Below are 21,485 nucleotides of genomic sequence, written 5' to 3'. Positions count from 1 at the left end.
TAGTAGCGTATCACAAACGCAGGGGCTGTATAGACCGTAGCGAAGAGGCACCCTAAATTTTCAGCGTATCAATCACCGCTCTCAGCGCCGGGGATACGTTGCGGTGTGGATAATAGAGGTACAGTCCGTCCATCCGCAGGCTGTAGCGCTGTAAGACGCGTATAAGCGTGCCACGCTCCAGATCGTCAGCCACCAGCTCAACCGGGACATAGGCCAGCCCGAGTCCCAGCCGGGCCGCTTCGGCCTCCATGTAGCTGTCGGAAAAGGCCCATTGCCCCTCCGGGCGGTGAGTCACTCGCTTCCCATCCTGCACAAGCTCCCATTGATAGTGGTTACCGTCGGCGAACTGGTAGGCAATGCAGGGATGAGCATCCAGATCGGCGGGCGTCTGCGGAAAACCATAGCGCCGAAAATGCGCCGGAGCGGCAACCACAGCCATCTCCATATCGGGCGTGATGCGCACGGCAATCATCCGGCCCCAGCCGGACGCCAGCGTCGAATGAAAATATTCACCAAACTGTCCGCCGTGCTGCTATGCGCATCATTAAGTTGAGTTAAAACAATGAATTAGTAAGAAACACGAAATCCTGACGCCCGCGTTTCGATGGTGACAACCTGAGATAAGACCTTCGCCGAGAGCGATAAAGTCGACCACCGCAAGGTGACGTTCGAGAACCGATACGGGATCACCCTGGCTGGAGATCTGTACCTTCCCAGGAACAGCGGCGACCAGATGCTGGCTTCTCTTCTCGTCGTTGTGAATTACATCTATGTCTACACTGAATCAAATCCCATCCCGCTCCAGCGAGCATGCATACTGGGCCGGTATTTATGCCCGCCAGTCTGCTCGCGTCATCAGCAATAAAGCATTATATTAACAAGGTTATTTTATTTAATTACAAAACCTCGCACTCCTCCCGTTGAAATAATAATTAAGCAATATCCTGGTCAGCCAGCGACATCGCTTTGTTAGCTTGAGCGTTCAGGCAAAGCTCAAACCGGAGGTATTCTTTGCTGATTAAATTAAAGAAAGAACGAACGCATCAGGAGGATCGTCGTCTTGCCCTCTGGCTGGCGACCTCCGCGGGACTGCTGAATGCCATTGCGCTGGGCGCATTCGGCTTTTTTCCCTCGCATATGACGGGCAATACCTCGCAGCTATCCAGCGAAGTTTCCTCCACCGATCTCAGCGATATTCTTTTCTTCGGCGCCATTATTCTTTCGTTTGTCTCAGGTGCCATCGCTGCGCGGATTATTGTTATCTGGGGGATTATCCATAACATCAGGCTGGTATTCAGCCAGGTTCTGTTTGTTGAAGGGCTATTACTGGCAGGGGTATCCCTGTACGAAATGTATTTTCACTCCTTTGCCACGAATCAGGAGATTATTATTTTCCTGTGCGGGTTGATGGGAATTCATAATTCCACCTCCACTCAGCTATCCGGTGGACGGGTAAGATCCACACACATCACCGGCACGCTGACCGATGCGGGCATTTCGCTGGCCTCCGTTATGGTCGCCATGATGCGCCGGGATTATTCCAAAGATACGGCCGCGCAAAAGAGTCAGCTCAAAACCCATTTAACTACCCTTTTCTCCTTTATCAGCGGAGGTATCGCGGGGCTGATCCTGTTCAGAGAGTTTGGATTCCACGCGATGCTGGCGCTGGGCCTGATGCTGGTAGTCGTCGCCGCCTTCTCTATCGTCCGCATCTCGTGGCGGGTACGAAAAGTGCGCGCCGCGCTTAGTCGACAGGTTTAATCAGCACGCCTTACGTGACATTGTCACGTAAGGCGTGCTTCTTTAAGACTATTCTGCCTGCCCACTGACAGCCCTTATGCCATAAGGCTTCACCCAGGTTGTCACTAATTTCATAGGGTTACTGTTTTACCCCCTTCGCTGGAACCCTTCCGTTTCGCTTGCTATAGGTGAAGTACCCCTGCCGAAACATGGCATAACAACAGGCAACCGGTGGTTGCTATAACGCATGCGCACAGGGAGACACACCGCAATGCACCCATTACTTAAACGTTCGCTGCTTTTTGTCGGCGCGATTATCGTGGTTCTCGCTCTCCTCACCTGGGGAATTGGACTGGAGACGATTAAGGCGCGCCAGGTTGACCTGATCTACCTCGGGCAACAGCACCTGATTCTGGTCTTTTCATCAATGTTCTTTGCCCTGCTGGTGGGCATTCCAAGCGGTATTTTGCTGAGCCGTCCAGCCGCGCGTGGTATCGCCGAATATGTGATGCAAATCTTTAACGTGGGTAACACCCTGCCGCCGCTGGCCGTTCTGGCGCTGGCGATGGTGGTGATTGGCATCGGTGATAAACCGGCCATTATCGCCCTCTTTCTGGCCTCTCTGCTGCCGATTGTGCGTAACACCTATGCCGGGCTGTGCTCTGTTCCCGCGTCGTTGCTGGAAGCGGCAAACGGTATCGGCATGACCAAATGGCAGCGCCTGCGTCAGGTTGAGATCCCTAACGCGTGGCCGGTGATGCTTTCTGGTATTCGCATTGCCACTGCGATTAACGTCGGTACCGCACCGCTGGCATTCCTGATTGGCGCCAGCAGCTACGGCGAGCTGATTTTCCCTGGGATCTACCTGAATGACTTCCCGACGCTGATCCTGGGCGCGGCGGCCACCGCCCTGTTCGCCCTGATTCTGGATACGCTGCTGGCGGCACTGGGTCGACTACTGAGCCCGCATCTCGCGCGATAATTATAACAAGGAGCTTCTATGAGACTGTTTTCCGGCCTGACGGCGCTATGCGCCGCCGCGCTCTTCACCAGCCAGGCGCTCGCCGCGCCGCTGATCCTGGCAACCAAGAGCTTTACCGAGCAGCACATTCTCTCGGCCATGACCGTGCAGTATCTGCAAAAGAAAGGGTTTCAGGTGCAGCCGCAGACCAATATTGCAACGGTGATTTCCCGTAACGCGATGATCAACAAGCAGATTGATATGACCTGGGAGTACACCGGCACGTCGCTGATCATCTTCAACCACATCAACAAACGCATGTCGCCGCAGGAGTCATACGAGACGGTGAAACGCCTCGACGCGAAGCACGGTCTGGTGTGGCTTAAACCTGCCGATATGAACAATACCTATGCCTTTGCCATGCAGCGCAAGCGCGCCGAGGCTGAACATATCAATACCATGTCTGAGATGGTGGCAAAGATTGAGCAGATCCGTAAAACCGATCCGGATAACAACTGGCTGCTGGGCCTTGACCTGGAATTTGCCGGACGCAGCGACGGGATGAAACCGTTGCAGGCGGCCTACAAGATGGAGCTGGACCGCCCGCAGATCCGCCAGATGGATCCGGGCCTGGTCTATAACGCGGTGCGCGACGGGTTTGTCGATGCGGGGCTGATCTACACCACCGACGGGCGCGTAAAGGGCTTCGATCTTAAAGTGCTGGAAGACGATAAAGGCTTCTTCCCGAGTTATGCCGTGACGCCAGTTGTTCGAAAAGACACGCTGGAGGCTAACCCGGGGCTGGAGGAGGCGCTGAACACCCTCTCAGCCCAGCTCAATAACGACGTTATCACCGACCTGAATAAGAAGGTGGATATCGACCATCAGTCACCGCAGCAGGTCGCCCGTGATTTCCTGCGTAGCAAACAGTTGCTGTAGGAGGCGCTATGGAGACGATTCACTATATTCTCGACAACTGGGACTATCTCTTAACCCTGACGCTGCAACACCTGTGGCTGGTGGCACTCGCCGTCGGCCTGGCGATTATTATTGGCGTGCCGCTGGGCATTTTAATTGTCCGCCATAAATGGCTGGCAACGCCGGTGCTGGGGATTGCTACCATTGTGCTCACCATCCCGTCAATTGCGCTTTTCGGCCTGATGATCCCGCTCTTTTCGCTGATCGGTCAGGGCATTGGCGCCCTGCCCGCGATTACTGCGGTGTTCCTCTATTCGCTGCTGCCGATTGTGCGTAACACCCATACGGCGCTCGACAGCCTGCCCCCCGGCCTGCGAGAAGCGGGACGCGGCATCGGCATGACCTTCTGGCAGCGTCTGCGCTGGGTGGAAATCCCGATGGCGCTGCCGGTGATTTTTGGCGGCATCCGCACCGCCGTGGTAATGAACATCGGCGTCATGGCGATTGCCGCCGTGATCGGTGCGGGCGGGCTGGGCCTGCTGCTGCTTAACGGTATTGGCGGGAGTGATATTCGTATGTTGATTGCGGGCGCGCTGATGATTTGTCTTTTAGCGATTGTGCTCGACTGGTTGCTGCACCGTTTGCAGGTGGTACTGACTCCGAAGGGGATTCGATAATGATAAAACTGGAAAACCTCACCAAACAATTTTCACAGAAACACGGCCAGACGTTTAAGGCCGTCGACAACGTCAACCTGAACGTGCCTGAAGGGGAAATGTGCGTGCTGCTCGGCCCGTCCGGCTGCGGGAAAACCACTACACTGAAGATGATCAACCGTCTCATTACGCCAAGTAGCGGGACAATCCTGATTAACGGCGAAGACACCAGCGGAATGGACACCGTGACCCTGCGCCGCAACATTGGCTACGTGATCCAGCAGATTGGCCTGTTCCCGAACATGACCATCGAAGAGAACATTACCGTCGTGCCGCGCATGCTGGGCTGGGACAAGGCACGCTGTAAATCCCGTGCCGAAGAGCTGATGGATATGGTGGCAATGGATCCGCATAAATTCCTTCACCGCTATCCGCGCGAAATGTCCGGCGGGCAGCAGCAGCGTATCGGCGTCATCCGCGCGCTGGCAGCCGATCCTCCGGTCCTGCTGATGGATGAACCGTTCGGTGCAGTCGACCCGATCAACCGTGAGGTGATCCAGAACCAATTCCTTGAGATGCAGCGCAAGCTGAAAAAGACCGTGATGCTGGTGAGCCACGATATTGACGAAGCGCTGAAGCTGGGCGACCGTATTGCCGTCTTCCGTCAGGGGCGTATCGTGCAGTGCGCCAGCCCGGACGAGCTGCTGGCGAAACCCGCGAATGAGTTTGTTGGCTCGTTTGTTGGTCAGGACCGGACGTTGAAACGCCTGCTGCTGGTATCGGCGGGCGACGTCACCGACCAGCAGCCTACCATTACGGTACGCGAATCGACGCCGCTGCCGGAGGCCTTCGCCACCATGGATGACAACGATATTCGCGCCATTACCGTGGTTGATGAGCACGGCAAACCGCTCGGCTTTGTGAAGCGCCGCGAAGCGCGTAACGCCAGCGGCAGCTGCGGGGATATTCTGCATCCGTTCCGTATGACCGGTAAGGCCGAGGATAACCTGCGCGTGGTGCTTTCTCGCCTGTATGAGAGCAACACCAGCTGGATGCCGATTGTGGACGAGGACGGACGCTATAACGGCGAGATATCCCAGGATTATATTGCGGAGTATTTGAGTTCAGGGCGTACGCGCCGGGCATTAAATATTCATAGCGAGAGTTAAGCATTCAGGCCGGGTACTGCCCGGCCATTTTCCGCACGCATACCTTTTGCTAACCTCCCGATTTCCCGCCACAATATTGTATCGTCCCCGTTAAATCACGACTTCATGCAACGTCTTCACGCTTACCCCGACATCCGCGCGATGTTTCGCCGTCTCCTGATTGCTACCGTCACCGGCGTGCTGGCGGCGCTGGCCGTTGCGGTGTTCCGCCACAGCATGTATCTGCTGGAGTGGCTATTTCTCAGCAACGAAAGCGGAAGTCTGGTGAACGCCGCAGCCGCGTTATCGCCCTGGCGGCGGGCGCTGACGCCTGCGCTAGGTGGTCTGGCCGCGGGAGTGCTACTGTGGGGATGGCAGCGCATGACGGCACAACGTCCCCACGCCCCCACCGATTATATGGAAGCGCTGGAAACAGGTGACGGCCAGTTTGATTACGGCGCCAGCCTGGTGAAATCCCTCGCGTCGTTGCTGGTGGTCGCCAGCGGCAGCGCCATCGGCCGTGAAGGTGCCATGATCCTGCTCGCCGCCCTCGCCGCCTCCTTTTTTGCACAACGTTGTACGCCAAAATCCGAATGGAAACTGTGGATCGCCTGCGGTGCCGCCGCCGGGATGGCCAGCGCCTATCATGCGCCGCTGGCGGGCAGCCTGTTTATCGCAGAGATCCTGTTTGGCACGCTGATGCTGGCCTCCCTCGGCCCGGTGGTGATTGCCGCTGTAGTGGCCCTGCTGACCACCCGCCTGTTAAGTCCCGGCGCGAATACGCTATATGATGTCCATCTCAGCGAGATGCTTACGGCGGTGGATTATTTCCTGATCGTTGGCGTGGGCCTGCTGGCTGGCGTTTGCGGCCCGCTGCTGATGTGGCTGATGGCGGCCAGCCACAGGCTGTTTCTGCGTCTCAAACTCTCACCGCCGTGGCAGCTGGCGCTGGGTGGTCTGATCGTCGGGCTGCTGTCGCTGCTGACGCCAAAAGTATGGGGGAATGGCTATAGCGTGGTTCAGGCGTTTTTGCAGTCGCCGCCGCTGCTGTCGGTGATTGCTGGCGTCTTTATTTGCAAGCTGCTGGCGGTACTGGCAAGCAGCGGGTCCGGCGCGCCGGGAGGCGTGTTCACGCCAACCTTGTTCGTTGGTATGGCAACGGGAATGCTGTTTGCGCAGATCTTTGCGCTGTGGTTTCCTGGCTCTGAGACGGCGATCCTGCTTGGGCTGGCGGGAATGGCGACGCTGCTCGCCGCCACAACGCATGCGCCAATCATGTCGGCCTTGATGGTCTGTGAGATGACCGGGCAGTATTTTTTACTTCCCGGTTTGCTGGTTGCCTGTGTTGTGGCGTCGGTATTGTCGAGAACGCTACGCCACGACTCGATCTACGGCCAGCATACCGCCGAAAGCCGAGAGATCGATATAGTGCGCTAATTCGCGCTGCTCTGCGCGGGGCAGATAAGGCAGTTCGCCCACCAGCGGGCCAGGCAGCTTTTTGCTCAGCACGTCGATGATTTCAGCGTAGTGCGCAAGGCCCGGGTTAATACGATTCGCCACCCAACCAATCAGCGGCAGGCCGTCATTAGCGATAGCCTGCGCCGTCAGCAAGGCATGGTTGATGCACCCTTCCTGGATGCCCACGACCATAATCACCGGCAATTGCTCCTGCACCACCCATTCGGAAAGGGGACGTAAATCGTTCATCAGGCTGCGCCAGCCACCGGTCCCTTCAACGACAACGTGGTCAACCTTTTCACTCAGATTTGCCAGGCCATCAGAAAGCAGGCTGTAGTTGATAAGCCCACTGTGAGCGACGCTGCTTTCCTCTTCGCTTAACGCGATAGGATTGACGGCATCATAAGGCAGTTCCAGAGACGAGACGCTTTGCAGAACCAGGGCGTCCTTATTGCGCAGCCCTTCTGGCGTCTCTTTACTGCCTTTTGCAACCGGCTTGTATCCTGCAACGCGTTTACCGCTTGCCGCCAGGGCCTGGAGTAACGCGCGGGATACGACTGTCTTCCCGACAGACGTATCCGTACCAGTAATAAAGAAACGCTTAAGCATGACTCATTCCACCTCTTGGGTATGCTTCAAAATATAAACCAGGTAAATAATTCAGTGGGGAAAGTCTACGGGATGCGTGCGCTACCGGGCTTGAGATAGCGCAATTTTTCGTACATCTCTGGAAAAGAGTTAGCCCTGTAGCAAACGAATCAGTAACGAGCCGTTGTACATCGCATCTTTTACCAGCGCGGCGCCGGCCATGGTGCCCTGGTTGGAAAATTGCGTACTTTCGACCACGATGTTTTTACTGTACGCGGGAAGCGCCTGCTGATTGATGCAGGCGGAAATCGCCGGAAAGAGGATATCCGCCGCCTGGCTGAGCGGGGAGCCGATCAGTATTTTTTGCGGGTTAAACAGATTCACCATAATGGCCAGAATGCGCCCGACATTATTGCCCACGCCGGTAATAATGTCCTTCGCCAGCAGATCGCCCTGCCTTGCCGCAGCGCACAGTGCCTCGACGCTTAACGGTTGACCGTGCAGCGTGGAGCTCATCGACTGGCTGAGCCGCACTTGCGCCAGCTCCAGCACGCTTTCGACGCTGGCAATCGTTTCCAGACAGCCATGGTTACCGCAGTAGCAGCGTTTTCCGTACGGATCGACCTGCGTATGGCCGATCTCCACCAGGCTACTGCTGCCAGCATGCAACAGACGCCCGTCGGTAATCACACCAGCGCCAACGTTATGATCAATCACCACCTGAATCACGTCGCGCGCGCCCCGGGAAGCGCCAAACAACGCCTCCGCCATCGTCCAGGCGCTGATATCATGCTGAATGTAGACCGGTACACCGGTGTGGTTTTCCAGCACGTCGCCCAGCGGCATCTCTTTGACGTTTTCATAAAACGGCATGCGGTGCACAATGCCATTTTCGGTATCAATAATTCCCGGCAGGGTGATCGCAATCGCCGTTAAACGTTCAAGACGCTGCTGGTGACGAATAAAGAACTGGTCGATGTGGGTCAGAATGGCATCGAGAAGTGGTTGCTCTGCATTAAGCGGGAGTTCCAGCCGGTCTTCCACCACCAGCTTGCTGCTGAGGTCGCGCAGCGCGAGGAAGATTTCCCCGCGGCTAATCCGCAGCGACAGGTAGTGCCAGGCTTCCGTTTCCACCACAAGCCCTACCGCCGGACGGCCACGACTGCCCGGCTCCTGAATTTCTGTCTCCTGAACCAGATGGGCTTCCAGCATTTCGCGGACAATCTTGGTAATACTGGCGGGTGCCAGTTGTGCCAGGCGCGAAAGATCGATACGCGAAACCGGACCAAGCTGATCAATCAGGCGATAAACGGCGCCCGCGTTGGTCTGCTTGATCTGATCGATATGCCCTGGCTGACTATCAGCAACCACCTCGTACTCCCTTATTTTCGAGCTTCGAAATAAACTGAGGGCTATGGTGAAGCACTTCAATGGCTGACGTCAAATTTTTACTTAGCCATGTGATTTACTGCACATTTTCGCCCACTTTTCCCTATAAATAACGCCCGCGAGAAGCGGTAATTAATTGTTCTTTGAAACGCTGTGCCGCATGGCTCTGTTCATGATGTTTAGACCACACCAGCCACATCTCTGAGACTGCATCCTGCTCGGCTATCTTCACCCAGCGCATTTCCGGCAATTGTACCCGTTTAAACGAGGCCGGGAGAATCGAAACGCCAAGCCCTGCGGCAACGAGACCAATGATCGTCATGGCTTCCCCCACCTCCTGCGCGATAGTCGGGACAAGGCCATATCGCCGCATCAAACCAAGAATATCGTCATACAACCCGGTTCCCACCTGTGGGTCAAAAAAGACAAATGGCTCTTTCGCCAGTTCAGCCAGCGTGACGCTGTGCTGCGCGGCGAGCGGATGATCCCGGGGGATCATCGCCATCAGCGGTTCGCGCAGGATCACCTGCCACACCAGGGTATTAGGCAACTGCGTGTTACGCATCAGCCCCAGATCGAGCGATCCTTCGTTAAGCGGCGATATCTGCTCGCGAGTATTTATTTCGCGCGTCTGAATATGCACATCCGGAAAGTTACGGCGAAACGAAGATAGCGTTTGTGAAACAGCGCTGATAAAGGGGGCCGATGAGGTAAACCCGATGCGCAGCTCTCCCGTCTCCCCGAGATAAAGCCGTTCCGCTCTGGCGGCGGCGTCCTCCACCATACTCAGGATCTGTCTGCTATCGGCAAGAAACTGTTTTCCCGCCGCCGTCAGGCTCACGCTGCGGTTGGTTCGCGCCAGCAGACGCGCCCCGACCTGCTGCTCCAGGATCTGTATCTGCTGGCTTAGCGGTGGCTGAGAGATATTCAGCCTTGCCGCCGCACGACCAAAATGCAGCTCTTCGGCGACGGCGACAAAATAGCGTAGATGGCGCAGCTCGATATTCATATTTTTAAAGTATCATTTGAGATTATTAATATATTAGACAGAATATTTACATTTTCCTACCCTAATCTTGTGGTCATACCCGTCACCAGAAACCACGGGGATGTTTAAGCAAGGATTATGTGTGAGCCGTACAACGACCGTTGATATCGCGCCGGCCAGCGACATTGATGATTTACCCGCAGCACCGCAGCCGGTTCAGTTTATTAAACGTGGTACCCCCCAGTTTATGCGCGTCACGCTGGCGCTCTTCTCAGCGGGTCTCGCCACTTTCGCCCTGCTCTACTGCGTTCAGCCGATCCTGCCGGTCCTGTCGCATGAATTTGGCGTGTCGCCAGCCAGCAGCAGTATTTCGCTCTCCATTTCAACCGGGATGCTGGCGATCGGTCTGCTGTTCACCGGGCCACTTTCGGATGCCATCGGGCGTAAGCAGGTTATGGTAACGGCGTTAATGCTGGCCTCCGTGTGTACCTTGTTGTCCACCATGATGACCAGCTGGCACGGCATTCTGATCATGCGCGCGCTGATTGGGTTATCCCTGAGCGGCGTGGCGGCGGTCGGGATGACCTATCTCAGCGAGGAGATCCACCCGAGCTTCGTGGCCTTCTCCATGGGGCTGTATATTAGCGGGAACTCTATCGGCGGGATGAGCGGACGCCTGCTCAGCGGTGTGTTTACTGATTTCTTTAACTGGCGCATTGCGCTGGCCGTTATCGGCTGCTTCGCCCTCGCTTCGGCGCTGATGTTCTGGAAAATCCTGCCGGAATCGCGCCATTTCCGCCCGACCTCCCTGCGTCCGAAAACGTTATTTATCAACTTTCGCCTGCACTGGCGCGATCAAGGGCTGCCCCGTTTGTTCCTGACCGGTTTCCTGCTGATGGGCTCGTTCGTGACGCTGTTCAACTACATTGGCTATCGTCTGATGCTTTCACCGTGGCATCTTAGCCAGGCATTAGTGGGTTTGCTCTCTGTGGCATATCTCACCGGGACATGGAGTTCGCCAAAAGCGGGCGCCATGACCGCGCGCTTCGGCCGTGGTCCGGTGATGCTGGTATCCACCGCCGTGATGCTGTTCGGACTGCTGATGACGCTTTTCTCTTCCCTGTGGCTGATTTTTGCCGGAATGCTGCTCTTCTCTGCGGGCTTCTTTGCCGCGCATTCCGTTGCCAGCAGCTGGATTGGCCCACGCGCGCGCCGCGCTAAAGGTCAGGCTTCGTCACTGTATCTGTTCAGTTACTATCTTGGTTCCAGCATAGCCGGTACGCTCGGCGGGGTGTTCTGGCATAACTACGGCTGGAACGGCGTGGGCGGATTTATCGCGCTGATGCTGTGCGCGGCACTGCTGGTGGGCGCGAGCCTGCATAAACGACTGCATTAAATTTAATTGCACTGACGATATTGCATATTACGAAAGGCCAAATTTGATGGCCTTTCTTTTTAAATGACTTAAATCAACGAGTATTATAAGCGGCAATACCTGCGCCAACAATAGCCAATACACCCACCACTGCTTTAGCCTCTTTTACATGCTGGTTATGCATTATTGCTGCTTTATTAGCATTAACCGCGTTAGGGTCCAATGTAATAACATTGCTAAAATGATTCATGCAAGCTTCATCAACAGTTCCATTGAAGGTGCCCGAAAGTACTTTATCAGTTTTATTATCTATTGATAATGACAATGCACAAATATGGGTTGCCGTAGCACTGCCATAATTTCCAGTGGTGTCAGATGTTCCAACCGCCCCCCCAGAAAAACCGTTACCATATCCCTGATAACTGGAACCACTCACCGTCACAGCATTAGTATCAGTGCTAAAAGAACCGACAGACGTTGTCCCCTGATTACTATCCCACTGATACATCGTCTGACTGCCATTGATGGGCATTGTACGTGTTGGTATCCCTAAATCAGTCATTGCTTCTGCCTTACTATGCCCAATAAGGGTAATTGTGGCATTTCTATACTGAGAAGGAACGGGTTGCATCGCGCAGCCACTTAGCAAAGGCGCTGCAATCGCGCAGAAAATAAATTTATTCATTATAAGAGTTGCCTATTAATTGACTTTGACGCATTGAATATCGCGCCAGGTAAGAATATTCCTATACACTCTTCTATATTTGACTATGAGAGCTATTTTCAACATTCAAATAATTCACCCAATCAATATAAACAACAATATTTATTTGCGCAGATTATTCGATAACATAGAATATCAACGTCATTTGAATAAGTAACATATGTTTTAATCAGATATGAACCTCTGTATGCTCGTTATGACATTCAAACACAACGAGAGCACAGAATGAAAAATAACCATTTTTATCAATCTCTTACAAAAACCTTCCAGCGCCTCTCCCGCTTCTCTCACCTCTCCTCCATCGCCAGCTGGGACATGTTCACCATGATGCCGCCAGGCGGCAGCGCCGCGCGCGGTGAAGCGCTGGCGGAGATGAGCGTCCTGCAACATCAGATCCTGACCGATAAAAAAGTGGGTGAATGGCTGGCGGCGGCGGCAGACGAAGATCTGAACGACGTTGAGCTGGCCAACCTGCGTGAAATGACGCGCCACTACCAGCAGGCAACTTTACTGCCGGAATCGCTGGTGGAGGCCAAATCGCTGGCGGGCAGCAGGTGTGAACACGCGTGGCGCACTCAGCGTCCGGCCAACGACTGGCAGGGCTTTTCAGCCAACCTGAAAGAGGTGGTGAAACTCAGTCGTGAAGAAGCCCGCCTGCGCGCTGAAGCTAAAGGCTGCACGCCTTACGACGCGCTGCTGGATATCTTTGAACCCGACATGACCAGCGCTCGCCTGGATGTGCTGTTCGGCGATCTGAAGTCCTGGCTACCGGAGTTGCTGGCAAAGGTTGTGGAAAAACAGGCTCAACGATCGTTCGTTCCGCCACAGGGTCCCTTCCCGACCGCCACGCAGCGCGAGCTGGGCCTGGAAGCGATGAAAATGCTTGGCTTCGATTTTAACGGCGGTCGTCTGGACGTTAGCGCCCACCCGTTCTGCGGCGGCGTGCCGGAAGATGTGCGTATCACCACGCGTTACGATGAAGATGAACTGCTCAGCGCGCTTTTCGGCGTGATCCACGAAACCGGACATGCCCGCTACGAGCAAAACCTTCCGCGAGCATGGGCCGGTCAGCCCGTTGCGCTGGCGCGCTCTACGGCGATCCATGAATCCCAGAGCTTGTTCTTTGAAATGCAGCTAGGCCGCAGCGACGCTTTCCTGAAGCATCTGCTTCCGGCGGTTCATGCCCGTTTCGGCAGCCAGGCGGCATTCAGCGAAGAGAATTTCATTGCCTGGAACCAGCGCGTGAAGCCGGGCTACATCCGCGTTGATGCGGATGAAGTGAGCTATCCGGCGCATGTGGTGCTGCGCTATGAGATCGAGCGCGCGCTAATCAATGGCGAAATTGAAGTCGATGATATTCCCGCGTTATGGGATGAGAAAATGCAGGCCTGGCTTGGGTTATCCACCAAAGATAACTACCGCAACGGCTGTATGCAGGATATCCACTGGACCGACGGCGGTTTTGGCTACTTCCCGTCTTACACGCTGGGAGCAATGTATGCGGCACAGCTGTTCCATGCCGCCAAAACTGCGCTGCCCGGGTTGCAGGCATCCATCGCCGGGGGCGATTTCTCGGCGCTGTTTGACTGGCTGCGTCAGAATATCTGGCAGCACGGCAGCCGTTTCAGCACATCGCAGCTCATCACCCAGGCCACGGGTGAAGATCTGAATATCCGCTACTTCCGCGAACACCTGACATCCCGCTACCTGTAACCGAATGCGCCGGGGATCTGCCCCGGCGTTGTACATACGGTTACACGCCGATACCAATCACTCACGGAAACCCCGAATTTACAGGGATATAGTTATTTCAACGGCCCCGCAGTGGGGTTAAATGAGAAACCAAATTCGAGGGTATGAAAATGAAAAAAGTATTAGCTCTGGTTGTTGCCGCTGCTATGGGTCTGTCTTCCGCTGCATTCGCGGCTGAAACTACCGCCACCGCAGCGCCTGCGGCTTCCACCGCTGCTCCGGCCAAAACGGTTCACCATAAAAAACATCACAAAGCGGCTAAACCAGCGGCAGAACAGAAAGCGCAGGCCGTTAAAAAGCACCACAAAAAAGCGGCAAAACCAGCGGTAGAGCAGAAAGCCCAGGCGGCTAAAAAGCATCACAAAAAAGCAGCAAAACACGAAGCGGCTAAACCTGCTGCACAGCCAGCAGCGTAAGAGTACAAGCTTAACCGTGCCCTTCGGGGCACGTTGGTAAACCGGCGCTGAACGGGTTTGCGGTCAGCGCCGTTTTTTTATCCGGAGGGCGTATGCTGCGGCGCTATCGGTTTGAGTTCATTCTTATCCTGCTAATTTTATGCGCGCTCATCGCCAGCCACTTTTATCTTTCCTGAATGTAGCACGCTGATTTTACTCCCACTTTCTCGCCGTCGCGTCTATAGTATTTTTATAGGGATCACTTTTAATAATCATAATTACCCCCACCAGAGTGTGATATGCGTAAATCTGTTGTGTTGTTACTGGGAACGTTTAGCCTTTTTGCTGGCTTTTCACATGCGGATGATGGCGACGATGACGCCATTAGCGCCAAAGAGGTAAAGACGCTGTTTTTTGGTCATGACGATCGTACGCGTGTCACCGATCCTACCGAATCGCCCTGGGATGCCATCGGGCAACTGGAAACCGCCAGCGGCAATTTATGTACTGCAACCCTCATTACGCCACGCCTTGCGCTGACGGCGGGTCATTGCCTGTTAATGCCGCCTGAAGGCAAACCGGATAAAGCGATCGCCCTGCGCTTTGTGTCGCAAAAAGGAATATGGCGCTACGAAATTCACGGTATTGAGGGGCGGGTGGATCCGTCGCTTGGCAAACGCCTGAAACCGGATGGTGATGGCTGGATTGTGCCGCCCGGGGCGGCCTCCTGGGATTTCGGGCTGATCGTTTTACGTTATCCGCCGTCCGGGATCACCCCGCTGCCGCTCTTTGATGGCGATAAAGCCGCGCTCACCGCCGCCCTGAAAGCCGCCGATCGAAAAGTAACGCAGTCAGGCTACCCTGTTGATCACCTCGATTCGCTGTACACCCATACGGACTGCGTGGTGACGGGTTGGGCGCAAAACAGCGTGCTGTCGCATCAGTGCGATACGCTACCGGGTGATAGCGGATCGCCGCTGATGTTAAAAACCGATAACGGCTGGCAGCTGATTGGCGTTCAAAGTTCTGCGCCAGCGGCGAAAGACCGCTGGCGCGCCGATAACCGGGCGTTGTCGGTGACCGGTTTTCGCGACCGGCTGGAAGCCCTGGCGCAGCAGTAGGTCACTCAGGCCAGTTTAATCATGATCATGCCGGCGAGCAGTAATACCAGCCCTATCCAGCCTTTATTGTTTAAACGCTGCCCGAACATAATCCAGCCTGCCGCCAGGGTGGCGGCAATACCGAAGCCACCCCACAGCGCATAGGCCACGGACAGATCGATGCCTTTCACCGCCTGCGACAGGGCGCTAAACGCCCCCAGAACCGCGGCAATCGATAACAGGCCGTAGGCTTTGCGACGAAAACCGTCGGAGAACTTCAGAAAGACGTTCGCAATAATTTCCAGAACGATGGCGAAAGCCAGCCAGGCCGCGTGGATCCATTCAAACTGCTGCATGGGTCTGCTCCTTCTGCTGTTTTGCCGGTTTGCGTGTACCCGATTTAATCAGCACGATACCCGCGACCAGGGTCGTCAGCCCGGCAATTTTCATTGTCGTCAGGGTTTCATCAAATAACATGACGCTAAACAGCGTAATCAATAAAATACCAACACCTTCCCACAATGCGTATGCCACGCCCAGCGCGATTTTTTTAACCGCGAAAGAGAGGAAAATATAGGAAAGCGTAATCATGACCAGCATCAAAATAAAACCGGTGCTGCCATCACTCACGCTCGCCCATTTCATCGACAAGGTGCCGGTAATTTCAGCGACGATCGCCAGAGCTAATAAAATCCAGTAAAACATGTTTTTTCTCCTGCTTGAGAATATAATCCATCGAGGCTCGCTGCGGACAGCAAACTAAAAAGTTGTGAATTAAATCAGTTAGCTAAGCGCATAGCGCCAGCTCAGGCAGAAGACGTGACTATAGCGCGGAACGCCAGTGTTGCTCACCAGAAAGCAGGCAGAGGGAGGTTGAAAACAGAGCAGAGTTGTTTGAAAAATACGTCCTGAACAAATTGTCCATAAAATTACAATTATCCGCGGTGTTGCTTCTCGTCTTTGCGGATGAAAATTGTCCTCGGTAGTTGAACACGCCTGATTTGTATCATAAGCCAGGAATTTACTCAAAGCCTTTTCATTTCTTTACCCAGTCTGTTTGATTTTGGTTAGTTTTTTTAATCCGCTTTCCCCTCTATTATAAATAAAAAACTGTTCAGGAACGTCCATGGCCAAACCTATTATCACCCTCAACGGGCTTAAGATCGTCATCATGCTGGGCATGCTGGTGATCATTCTGACCGGCGTTCGTTTTGCGGCCGATATCATCGTGCCTTTTATCCTGGCGCTTTTTATCGCGGTGATCCTCAATCCGCTGGTGCAGCGAATGGTGCGGCTGCGCATCCCGCGTGTGCTGGCGATAAGCCTGCTTATCAGTATTATTATCGTTGCGATGGTGCTGTTAGTCGCCTATCTGGGAACCTCCCTGAACGAGCTGGCGCGGACGCTACCGACATACCGCTCTTCCCTGGCGACCCCGCTGCTGCAAATTGAACCCTGGCTGCAACGCGCGGGTATCGAAGTCTCGGTTGAGGAACTGCTTAAATACATCGATCCGAATGCCGCCATGACGATTGTCACCAGCCTGCTGGCACAACTCTCCAACGCCATGACCTCAATTTTCCTGCTGTTCCTGACGGTTGTGTTTATGCTGCTGGAAGTTCCACAGCTGCCTGCAAAGCTCCAGCACATCATGGTGCGTCCGGTAGAGGGAATGGGCGCCATTCAGCGCGCGCTCGACAGCGTTTCACGCTATCTGGTGCTGAAAACGGCCATCAGCCTGGTGACGGGATTAGTGGTCTGGGGGATGCTCGCCGCGCTGGATGTGCGTTTTGCCTTCGTCTGGGGGCTGCTGGCCTTTGCGCTCAACTATATTCCTAACATCGGCTCCGTGCTGGCGGCGATCCCCCCTATCCTTCAGGTGCTGGTTTTCAGCGGTTTGTATGATGCCCTGATTCTGCTGGCAGGCTATCTGGTGATTAACCTTGTCTTCGGGAACATTCTTGAACCACGGATAATGGGACGCGGGCTGGGGCTTTCAACCCTTGTTGTGTTCCTGTCCCTAATTTTCTGGGGCTGGCTGCTCGGGCCTGTCGGCATGCTGCTCTCCGTTCCGCTGACAATTATTGTCAAAATTGGCCTCGAGCAGACCGCCGGTGGGCAAAGTATCGCTGTACTGCTGAGCGACATGAGCCATAAGGCCGATTAATTGTCCATCGACAGCATGGGCTTGCCCGTTCTTCCCGCTTCGCGATAGTTGCCTACTGCCCGCTGCCATTCCGACAGCGGGTAGAGGGTGACATCGCTGCACTGACTGGCGCGCAGTTTAGGCCAGATGCGCCGAAACTCCGCCTGCCACGCCTCAGCGCTCAGCGCGTCCAGATAGTTACGAATGTGAAACCACGCCACGCACGGCAACGGCCGCTGCTGCCGGAAGGTCTGCCCGGAGAGCAGCCCGTAGCAGACAAAGGTGCCGGCTTCGGGCATCACGCTCAGGATCGTCTCCGCCAGGCTGCCGCCCGTGGCGTCGTACACCACGTCTGCGCGCGCGGCGGCAGCGTTGACGGCGGCCATATCGTGTTGCGCAATCGGGACGATCCCCTTTTCAGCCAGACGTTGAGCGTGCACGGGCGAGCGATGGATCCCGTAAACCGCCTCTGCACCCGCCTGGCGTGCCCATTGCCCGAGCAGAACGGCGCAGTCAGAACCGGCAGCGGTGAGCAGCACCGTTTTCCCGACCGGAGGATAGCGGTCCAGCATCATCTGTGCGGCAAGCGGATTGATATACGCCCGCGCGGCAAGAAGCGAGTCGACGTCGTCCGGGACGGGAACCGCATACGCCGCCGGGCAGTCGACATAGCGCTGCCAGGTTCCCTGCCCCCGTAACGGCAGGACCCGCTTGCCCAGCAGCGCCGGATAAGCGGCGGGCGTTTCGGTCACTATTCCGACCCCTTCATAACCGGCTATCGCAGGCAGCGGCGTGCGATGGCGATATGCCCCGGTGATGGGGATGAGATCGGAGGCGTTCACCGGAGAAAAAAGCATGCGCACACGTATCTCTCCCGGCTGTCGCGGGGACAATGGTGTGGTTTCCGCTTGCAGTACCGATTCAGGCTCACCAAACCGGCGATACCAGAGGGCCAGATTACGCATTGCGATCGCGCCATCCCATTTCCGGTGCGACATGTTTCAGGATGGACTCGATCACATGTGCGTTGTATTCCACGCCCAGCTGATTCGGCACGGTAAGCAACAGCGTATCCGCTTCCGCGATCGCTTCATCCTTTTTCAACTGTTCAATCAGCTTGTCTGGCTCTGCGGCATAGCTGCGTCCGAAAATGGCCCGCGTTTTCTCATCCAGATAGCCCACGCTGTCGCTCTCATTGCGGCTTGAACCGAAATACATCCGGTCGCGTTCGTCCATCAGGGCAAAAATACTGCGGCTGACCGAAACGCGTGGCTGACGGGTATGCCCTGCCTCAGCCCAGGCCTGTCGGTAGGCACGGATCTGTTTTGCCTGCTGAATATGGAACGGCTCGCCGGTTTCATCATCTTTCAGCGTTGAGCTTTGCAGGTTCATCCCCAGTTTTGCCGCCCATACTGCCGTTGCATTAGAGCCAGCCCCCCACCAGATACGATCGCGTAAGCCTTCTGAATGCGGCTCCAGACGCAACAATCCCGGCGGGTTTGGGAACATCGGCTGTGGGTTAGGCTTCGCAAACCCTTCACCGCGTAATACATCAAGCAGTACCTCAGTGTGGCGGCGCGCCATATCAGATTCGGTTTCCCCTTCCTGCGGCACGTAACCAAAATAACGCCAGCCATCAATCACCTGCTCCGGGGAACCCCGGCTGATACCAAGCTGTAATCGCCCGCCGGAGATGAGATCTGCCGCGCCAGCATCTTCCGCCATATACAGCGGATTTTCATACCGCATGTCGATCACGCCCGTCCCGATTTCGATACGTTTGGTTTTCGCGCCTATTGCCGCCAGCAAGGGGAATGGCGAACTGAGCTGGCGGGCAAAGTGGTGCACACGGAAATAAGCCCCGTCCGCGCCCAGCTCTTCGGCTGCGACCGCCAGATCGATGGACTGTAGCAGCGTGTCAGCCGCGGTTCGCGTGCCGGACTGGGGTGACGGCGTCCAGTGACCAAACGACAAAAATCCGATCTTTTTCATAGTGGAGTATCCTGATAAAGCATTGCGTTATCCCTACTCTACGCATTAACGGATGAGAATAAATGGTGATTATTTAACGGAATGCTTCAAATAAACTGACAGAAATACGCAAATCGCAGGCTGCCTTCCCGCAGAGGAGGCATTCTCCTGACATCTCATAATGGGATATAGTGTGAACTATTCTCTTTTTAACAGGTAACATCAGCAATGGCTCTGATCCCCAAAAACTACGCACGGCTGGAAAGCGGCTACCGTGAAAAAGCGCTAAAAATCTACCCCTGGGTTTGTGGACGCTGCTCGCGTGAGTTTGTTTATTCAAATCTTCGTGAACTCACGGTTCACCATATCGACCACGATCACACCAATAACCCGGAAGATGGCAGTAACTGGGAGCTGTTGTGCCTGTTTTGTCACGATCACGAACACTCAAAGTACACCGAAGCGGATCAGTATGGCACCACCGTTGTCGCGGGTGAGGATGCGCAAAAAGACGTGGGTGTCGCCACGTTTAACCCCTTTGCCGATCTCAAGGCGATGATGGACAAGAAGAAGTAATATCGACGGCTTCACTGCCCATACCTGCCGTATGGGCACTTATATTCCTTAAACATTTCATTAAATACCCTTTCCGCCAGATTTGCCTCGCCGCCATTCTGAATATAACCCTCTTCCTCCTGCACCCGTACGACGTCACTCCTCGTTCCCCCTTGATCTTTGCTATCAATATACAATACTGTATATAAATACAGTATTTATTAACGGTGATCATAATGCAGTTTTTCACCCCACCTGGCGATACCAGAGCGAGCTGACCATGTTTGCACTGTGTGATGTGAACGCTTTCTATGCTTCCTGTGAAACGGTTTTTCGCCCGGACCTGAAGGGACGACCAGTGGTCGTGTTGTCCAATAACGATGGGTGCGTCATCTCTCGCTCCGCTGAAGCCAAACCCTTTGTGAAAATGGGTGAACCGTACTTCAAACAGAAAGATCGCTTCAGGCATCATGGCGTGGTTTGTTTCAGCAGTAATTATGAACTTTACGCGGATATGTCCAACCGGGTAATGAACACGCTTGAAGAGATGTCGCCTCGTAGCGAAATATACTCCATTGATGAGATCTTTTGCGATCTTACCGGGGTGCGTAATTGTCGCGATCTTTCCGATTTTGGGCATGAAATGAGAGCGACCGTACTGCAACGCACCCATCTGACCGTCGGGGTGGGCATCGCACCCACAAAGACGCTGGCGAAACTGGCAAATCACGCGGCAAAACGCTGGCAGCGCCAGACGGGAGGCGTTGTTGATTTATCCAATGTGGATCGTCAGAGAAAGCTGATGGCGGCGCTACCCGTCGAAGACGTTTGGGGGGTAGGACGTCGCATAGCGAAGAAGCTTGAGATGATGGGGATTAAGACCGTCCTGCAACTGGCAGACACCGATATCCGGTTCATAAGAAAACATTTCAATGTCGTGCTGGAGAGAACGGTGCGTGAATTACGGGGCGAATCGTGTCTTGAACTGGAAGAGTTTGCCCCGGTAAAGCAAGAAATCGTCTGTTCGCGCTCGTTTGGCGAACGCATCACGGAATATGACGATGTACGCCAGGCCATCTGTAGTTATGCTGCCCGGGCAGCAGAAAAACTTCGCAATGAGCATCAGCATTGCCGATTTATCTCCGTATTTGTTAAAACCTCGCCCTTCGCGCTTAACGAGCCATATTATGGCAATAGCGCGTCGGTAAAACTGCTTACCCCAACCCAGGATAGCCGGGATATTATCGGCGCATCAGTTCGTTGTCTGGATGCGGTCTGGAAGAACGGCCATCGGTACCAGAAAGCCGGCGTGATGCTGGGAGATTTTTATAGCCAGGGCGTCGCGCAACTTAATCTGTTTGACGACAACGCACCCAGGAAAAACAGCCAAAAGTTAATGGATGTATTAGACCATCTGAATGCTGAAAATGGCCGTGGCACGCTTTACTTCGCGGGACAGGGTATTCAGCAGCCGTGGCAGATGAAACGGGAAATGCTTTCACCCCGCTACACAACCCGCTTTGCGGATCTCCTCACTGTTAAGTGATATTAACAATTGCTGCTAAGTTGTAAATTTCTCCTTGCCGGACCGGACAAATCGGTTATCGTGCCAGGCAACTTT

General features: G+C 54.7%; 23 protein-coding genes and 2 pseudogenes. 15 read left to right on the top strand and 10 right to left on the bottom strand.

Annotation, left to right across the window (positions count from 1 at the left end):
- Positions 1-52: 52 nt before the first annotated feature.
- Positions 53-500 (bottom strand): annotated as a pseudogene (locus O1724_RS10935) (LysR substrate-binding domain-containing protein); the annotation flags it as partial.
- A gap of 62 nt (positions 501-562) precedes the next feature.
- On the opposite strand from O1724_RS10935, the pseudogene O1724_RS10930 reads away from it, so the two are divergent.
- The 7 genes and pseudogenes from O1724_RS10930 to clcB all read left to right on the top strand — a co-directional run.
- Positions 563-754 (top strand): annotated as a pseudogene (locus O1724_RS10930) (alpha/beta hydrolase); the annotation flags it as partial.
- Between the two features lie 257 nt (positions 755-1,011).
- Positions 1,012-1,761 carry a YoaK family protein gene (locus O1724_RS10925; protein WP_023314061.1) on the top strand — a complete coding sequence of 250 codons (750 nt, stop codon included), beginning with the start codon at positions 1,012-1,014 and terminating at the stop codon, positions 1,759-1,761.
- Positions 1,762-2,011: 250 nt separating this feature from the next.
- Entirely contained in the window at positions 2,012-2,722 is a 711-nt protein-coding gene (gene osmY / locus O1724_RS10920) for an osmoprotectant ABC transporter permease OsmY (protein ID WP_003857442.1), read from the top strand.
- A gap of 18 nt (positions 2,723-2,740) precedes the next feature.
- On the top strand, positions 2,741-3,640 hold the full coding sequence (gene osmX / locus O1724_RS10915) for an osmoprotectant ABC transporter substrate-binding protein OsmX (RefSeq protein WP_003857443.1): 900 nt from the start codon (positions 2,741-2,743) through the stop codon (positions 3,638-3,640).
- Positions 3,641-3,648: 8 nt separating this feature from the next.
- Positions 3,649-4,296, top strand: coding sequence for an osmoprotectant ABC transporter permease OsmW (gene osmW / locus O1724_RS10910; RefSeq protein WP_006808875.1), 648 nt, complete (start codon positions 3,649-3,651; stop codon positions 4,294-4,296).
- Positions 4,296-5,444 (top strand): osmoprotectant ABC transporter ATP-binding protein OsmV, encoded by a 1,149-nt coding sequence (gene osmV / locus O1724_RS10905; protein WP_003857446.1) that lies wholly within the window; start codon positions 4,296-4,298, stop codon positions 5,442-5,444. The genes osmW and osmV overlap by 1 nt, the downstream gene beginning before the upstream one ends.
- Positions 5,445-5,549: 105 nt before the next feature.
- Entirely contained in the window at positions 5,550-6,860 is a 1,311-nt protein-coding gene (clcB, locus tag O1724_RS10900) for a voltage-gated ClC-type chloride channel ClcB (protein ID WP_003857448.1), read from the top strand.
- Here the strand turns inward: clcB and bioD are convergent.
- The 3 genes from bioD to O1724_RS10885 form a co-directional block, all read right to left on the bottom strand.
- Positions 6,795-7,490 carry a dethiobiotin synthase gene (gene bioD, locus O1724_RS10895; protein WP_015570628.1) on the bottom strand — a complete coding sequence of 232 codons (696 nt, stop codon included), beginning with the start codon at positions 7,488-7,490 and terminating at the stop codon, positions 6,795-6,797. The two genes, clcB and bioD, sit on opposite strands and share 66 nt — an antisense overlap.
- 129 nt (positions 7,491-7,619) lie before the next feature.
- Entirely contained in the window at positions 7,620-8,840 is a 1,221-nt protein-coding gene (gene mlc, locus O1724_RS10890) for a sugar metabolism global transcriptional regulator Mlc (RefSeq protein WP_003857451.1), read from the bottom strand.
- 121 nt (positions 8,841-8,961) lie between these two features.
- Positions 8,962-9,867: a LysR family transcriptional regulator gene (locus O1724_RS10885; protein ID WP_126296596.1), complete on the bottom strand. Its 906-nt coding sequence runs from the start codon at positions 9,865-9,867 to the stop codon at positions 8,962-8,964.
- A 121-nt stretch (positions 9,868-9,988) separates the two neighbouring features.
- Between O1724_RS10885 and O1724_RS10880 the strand changes: the two genes are divergently transcribed.
- A complete protein-coding gene (locus tag O1724_RS10880; RefSeq protein WP_003857455.1) occupies positions 9,989-11,242 on the top strand; it encodes an MFS transporter in 1,254 nt (417 codons plus the stop codon).
- A 73-nt stretch (positions 11,243-11,315) separates the two neighbouring features.
- Here the strand turns inward: O1724_RS10880 and O1724_RS10875 are convergent, their stop codons facing one another.
- Positions 11,316-11,906 (bottom strand): hypothetical protein, encoded by a 591-nt coding sequence (locus O1724_RS10875; RefSeq protein WP_123922060.1) that lies wholly within the window; start codon positions 11,904-11,906, stop codon positions 11,316-11,318.
- 264 nt (positions 11,907-12,170) lie between these two features.
- On the opposite strand from O1724_RS10875, the gene O1724_RS10870 reads away from it, so the two are divergent.
- From O1724_RS10870 to O1724_RS10855, 4 genes are all read left to right on the top strand, one after another.
- Entirely contained in the window at positions 12,171-13,658 is a 1,488-nt protein-coding gene (locus O1724_RS10870) for a carboxypeptidase M32 (RefSeq protein ID WP_032609092.1), read from the top strand.
- 149 nt (positions 13,659-13,807) lie between these two features.
- Positions 13,808-14,113 (top strand): acid resistance repetitive basic protein Asr, encoded by a 306-nt coding sequence (gene asr, locus O1724_RS10865; protein ID WP_023314057.1) that lies wholly within the window; start codon positions 13,808-13,810, stop codon positions 14,111-14,113.
- 92 nt (positions 14,114-14,205) lie between these two features.
- Entirely contained in the window at positions 14,206-14,289 is an 84-nt protein-coding gene (gene ydgU / locus O1724_RS10860; protein ID WP_057979992.1) for a small membrane protein YdgU, read from the top strand.
- A 102-nt stretch (positions 14,290-14,391) separates the two neighbouring features.
- A complete protein-coding gene (locus O1724_RS10855; protein WP_003857461.1) occupies positions 14,392-15,213 on the top strand; it encodes a trypsin-like serine peptidase in 822 nt (273 codons plus the stop codon).
- Positions 15,214-15,218: 5 nt separating this feature from the next.
- Here the strand turns inward: O1724_RS10855 and mdtI are convergent, their stop codons facing one another.
- The 3 genes from mdtI to O1724_RS10840 all read right to left on the bottom strand — a co-directional run bounded on the left by mdtI (position 15,219) and on the right by O1724_RS10840 (position 16,186).
- The gene (gene mdtI / locus O1724_RS10850) at positions 15,219-15,548 is read right to left on the bottom strand and encodes a multidrug/spermidine efflux SMR transporter subunit MdtI (RefSeq protein ID WP_003857463.1); all 330 of its coding nucleotides are present in this window, start codon (positions 15,546-15,548) and stop codon (positions 15,219-15,221) included.
- A complete protein-coding gene (gene mdtJ / locus O1724_RS10845; protein ID WP_003857465.1) occupies positions 15,535-15,897 on the bottom strand; it encodes a multidrug/spermidine efflux SMR transporter subunit MdtJ in 363 nt (120 codons plus the stop codon). The genes mdtI and mdtJ overlap by 14 nt, the downstream gene beginning before the upstream one ends.
- 118 nt (positions 15,898-16,015) lie before the next feature.
- On the bottom strand, positions 16,016-16,186 hold the full coding sequence (locus O1724_RS10840) for a protein YdgV (RefSeq protein ID WP_006808891.1): 171 nt from the start codon (positions 16,184-16,186) through the stop codon (positions 16,016-16,018).
- 132 nt (positions 16,187-16,318) lie between these two features.
- On the opposite strand from O1724_RS10840, the gene O1724_RS10835 reads away from it, so the two are divergent.
- Positions 16,319-17,359, top strand: a complete 1,041-nt coding sequence (locus tag O1724_RS10835) for an AI-2E family transporter (protein WP_003857467.1) — start codon at positions 16,319-16,321, stop codon at positions 17,357-17,359.
- On the opposite strand, the gene O1724_RS10830 is transcribed toward O1724_RS10835, so the two are convergent.
- Both O1724_RS10830 and O1724_RS10825 read right to left on the bottom strand, forming a co-directional pair.
- On the bottom strand, positions 17,356-18,303 hold the full coding sequence (locus O1724_RS10830) for a zinc-dependent alcohol dehydrogenase family protein (protein ID WP_032628222.1): 948 nt from the start codon (positions 18,301-18,303) through the stop codon (positions 17,356-17,358). The two genes, O1724_RS10835 and O1724_RS10830, sit on opposite strands and share 4 nt — an antisense overlap.
- A complete protein-coding gene (locus tag O1724_RS10825; RefSeq protein ID WP_003857470.1) occupies positions 18,296-19,330 on the bottom strand; it encodes an LLM class flavin-dependent oxidoreductase in 1,035 nt (344 codons plus the stop codon). The genes O1724_RS10830 and O1724_RS10825 overlap by 8 nt, the downstream gene beginning before the upstream one ends.
- A 207-nt stretch (positions 19,331-19,537) precedes the next feature.
- On the opposite strand from O1724_RS10825, the gene yajD reads away from it, so the two are divergent.
- Together yajD and O1724_RS10815 are read left to right on the top strand one after the other, a co-directional pair.
- On the top strand, positions 19,538-19,885 hold the full coding sequence (gene yajD, locus O1724_RS10820) for an HNH nuclease YajD (RefSeq protein WP_003857471.1): 348 nt from the start codon (positions 19,538-19,540) through the stop codon (positions 19,883-19,885).
- 259 nt (positions 19,886-20,144) lie between these two features.
- A complete protein-coding gene (locus tag O1724_RS10815) occupies positions 20,145-21,410 on the top strand; it encodes a Y-family DNA polymerase (RefSeq protein ID WP_048210389.1) in 1,266 nt (421 codons plus the stop codon).
- Positions 21,411-21,485 lie beyond the last annotated feature (75 nt).

Source organism: Enterobacter cloacae complex sp. HYC074_NIDB, from assembly GCF_056673345.1.
This window is presented reverse-complemented; position numbering and strand designations above follow the sequence as displayed.

Bases quoted from the DNA above. Each gene is read 5' to 3' on its own strand.
- osmY (WP_003857442.1), top strand. From the start codon at position 2,012: ATGCACCCATTACTTAAACGTTCGCTGCTTTTTGTCGGCGCGATTATC.
- osmX (WP_003857443.1), top strand. From the start codon at position 2,741: ATGAGACTGTTTTCCGGCCTGACGGCGCTATGCGCCGCCGCGCTCTTC.
- osmW (WP_006808875.1), top strand. From the start codon at position 3,649: ATGGAGACGATTCACTATATTCTCGACAACTGGGACTATCTCTTAACC.
- osmV (WP_003857446.1), top strand. From the start codon at position 4,296: ATGATAAAACTGGAAAACCTCACCAAACAATTTTCACAGAAACACGGC.
- clcB (WP_003857448.1), top strand. From the start codon at position 5,550: ATGCAACGTCTTCACGCTTACCCCGACATCCGCGCGATGTTTCGCCGT.
- bioD (WP_015570628.1), bottom strand. From the start codon at position 7,490: ATGCTTAAGCGTTTCTTTATTACTGGTACGGATACGTCTGTCGGGAAG.
- O1724_RS10885 (WP_126296596.1), bottom strand. From the start codon at position 9,867: ATGAATATCGAGCTGCGCCATCTACGCTATTTTGTCGCCGTCGCCGAA.
- O1724_RS10875 (WP_123922060.1), bottom strand. From the start codon at position 11,906: ATGAATAAATTTATTTTCTGCGCGATTGCAGCGCCTTTGCTAAGTGGC.
- O1724_RS10870 (WP_032609092.1), top strand. From the start codon at position 12,171: ATGAAAAATAACCATTTTTATCAATCTCTTACAAAAACCTTCCAGCGC.
- asr (WP_023314057.1), top strand. From the start codon at position 13,808: ATGAAAAAAGTATTAGCTCTGGTTGTTGCCGCTGCTATGGGTCTGTCT.
- ydgU (WP_057979992.1), top strand. From the start codon at position 14,206: ATGCTGCGGCGCTATCGGTTTGAGTTCATTCTTATCCTGCTAATTTTA.
- O1724_RS10855 (WP_003857461.1), top strand. From the start codon at position 14,392: ATGCGTAAATCTGTTGTGTTGTTACTGGGAACGTTTAGCCTTTTTGCT.
- mdtI (WP_003857463.1), bottom strand. From the start codon at position 15,548: ATGCAGCAGTTTGAATGGATCCACGCGGCCTGGCTGGCTTTCGCCATC.
- mdtJ (WP_003857465.1), bottom strand. From the start codon at position 15,897: ATGTTTTACTGGATTTTATTAGCTCTGGCGATCGTCGCTGAAATTACC.
- O1724_RS10835 (WP_003857467.1), top strand. From the start codon at position 16,319: ATGGCCAAACCTATTATCACCCTCAACGGGCTTAAGATCGTCATCATG.
- O1724_RS10830 (WP_032628222.1), bottom strand. From the start codon at position 18,303: ATGCGTAATCTGGCCCTCTGGTATCGCCGGTTTGGTGAGCCTGAATCG.
- O1724_RS10825 (WP_003857470.1), bottom strand. From the start codon at position 19,330: ATGAAAAAGATCGGATTTTTGTCGTTTGGTCACTGGACGCCGTCACCC.
- yajD (WP_003857471.1), top strand. From the start codon at position 19,538: ATGGCTCTGATCCCCAAAAACTACGCACGGCTGGAAAGCGGCTACCGT.
- O1724_RS10815 (WP_048210389.1), top strand. From the start codon at position 20,145: ATGTTTGCACTGTGTGATGTGAACGCTTTCTATGCTTCCTGTGAAACG.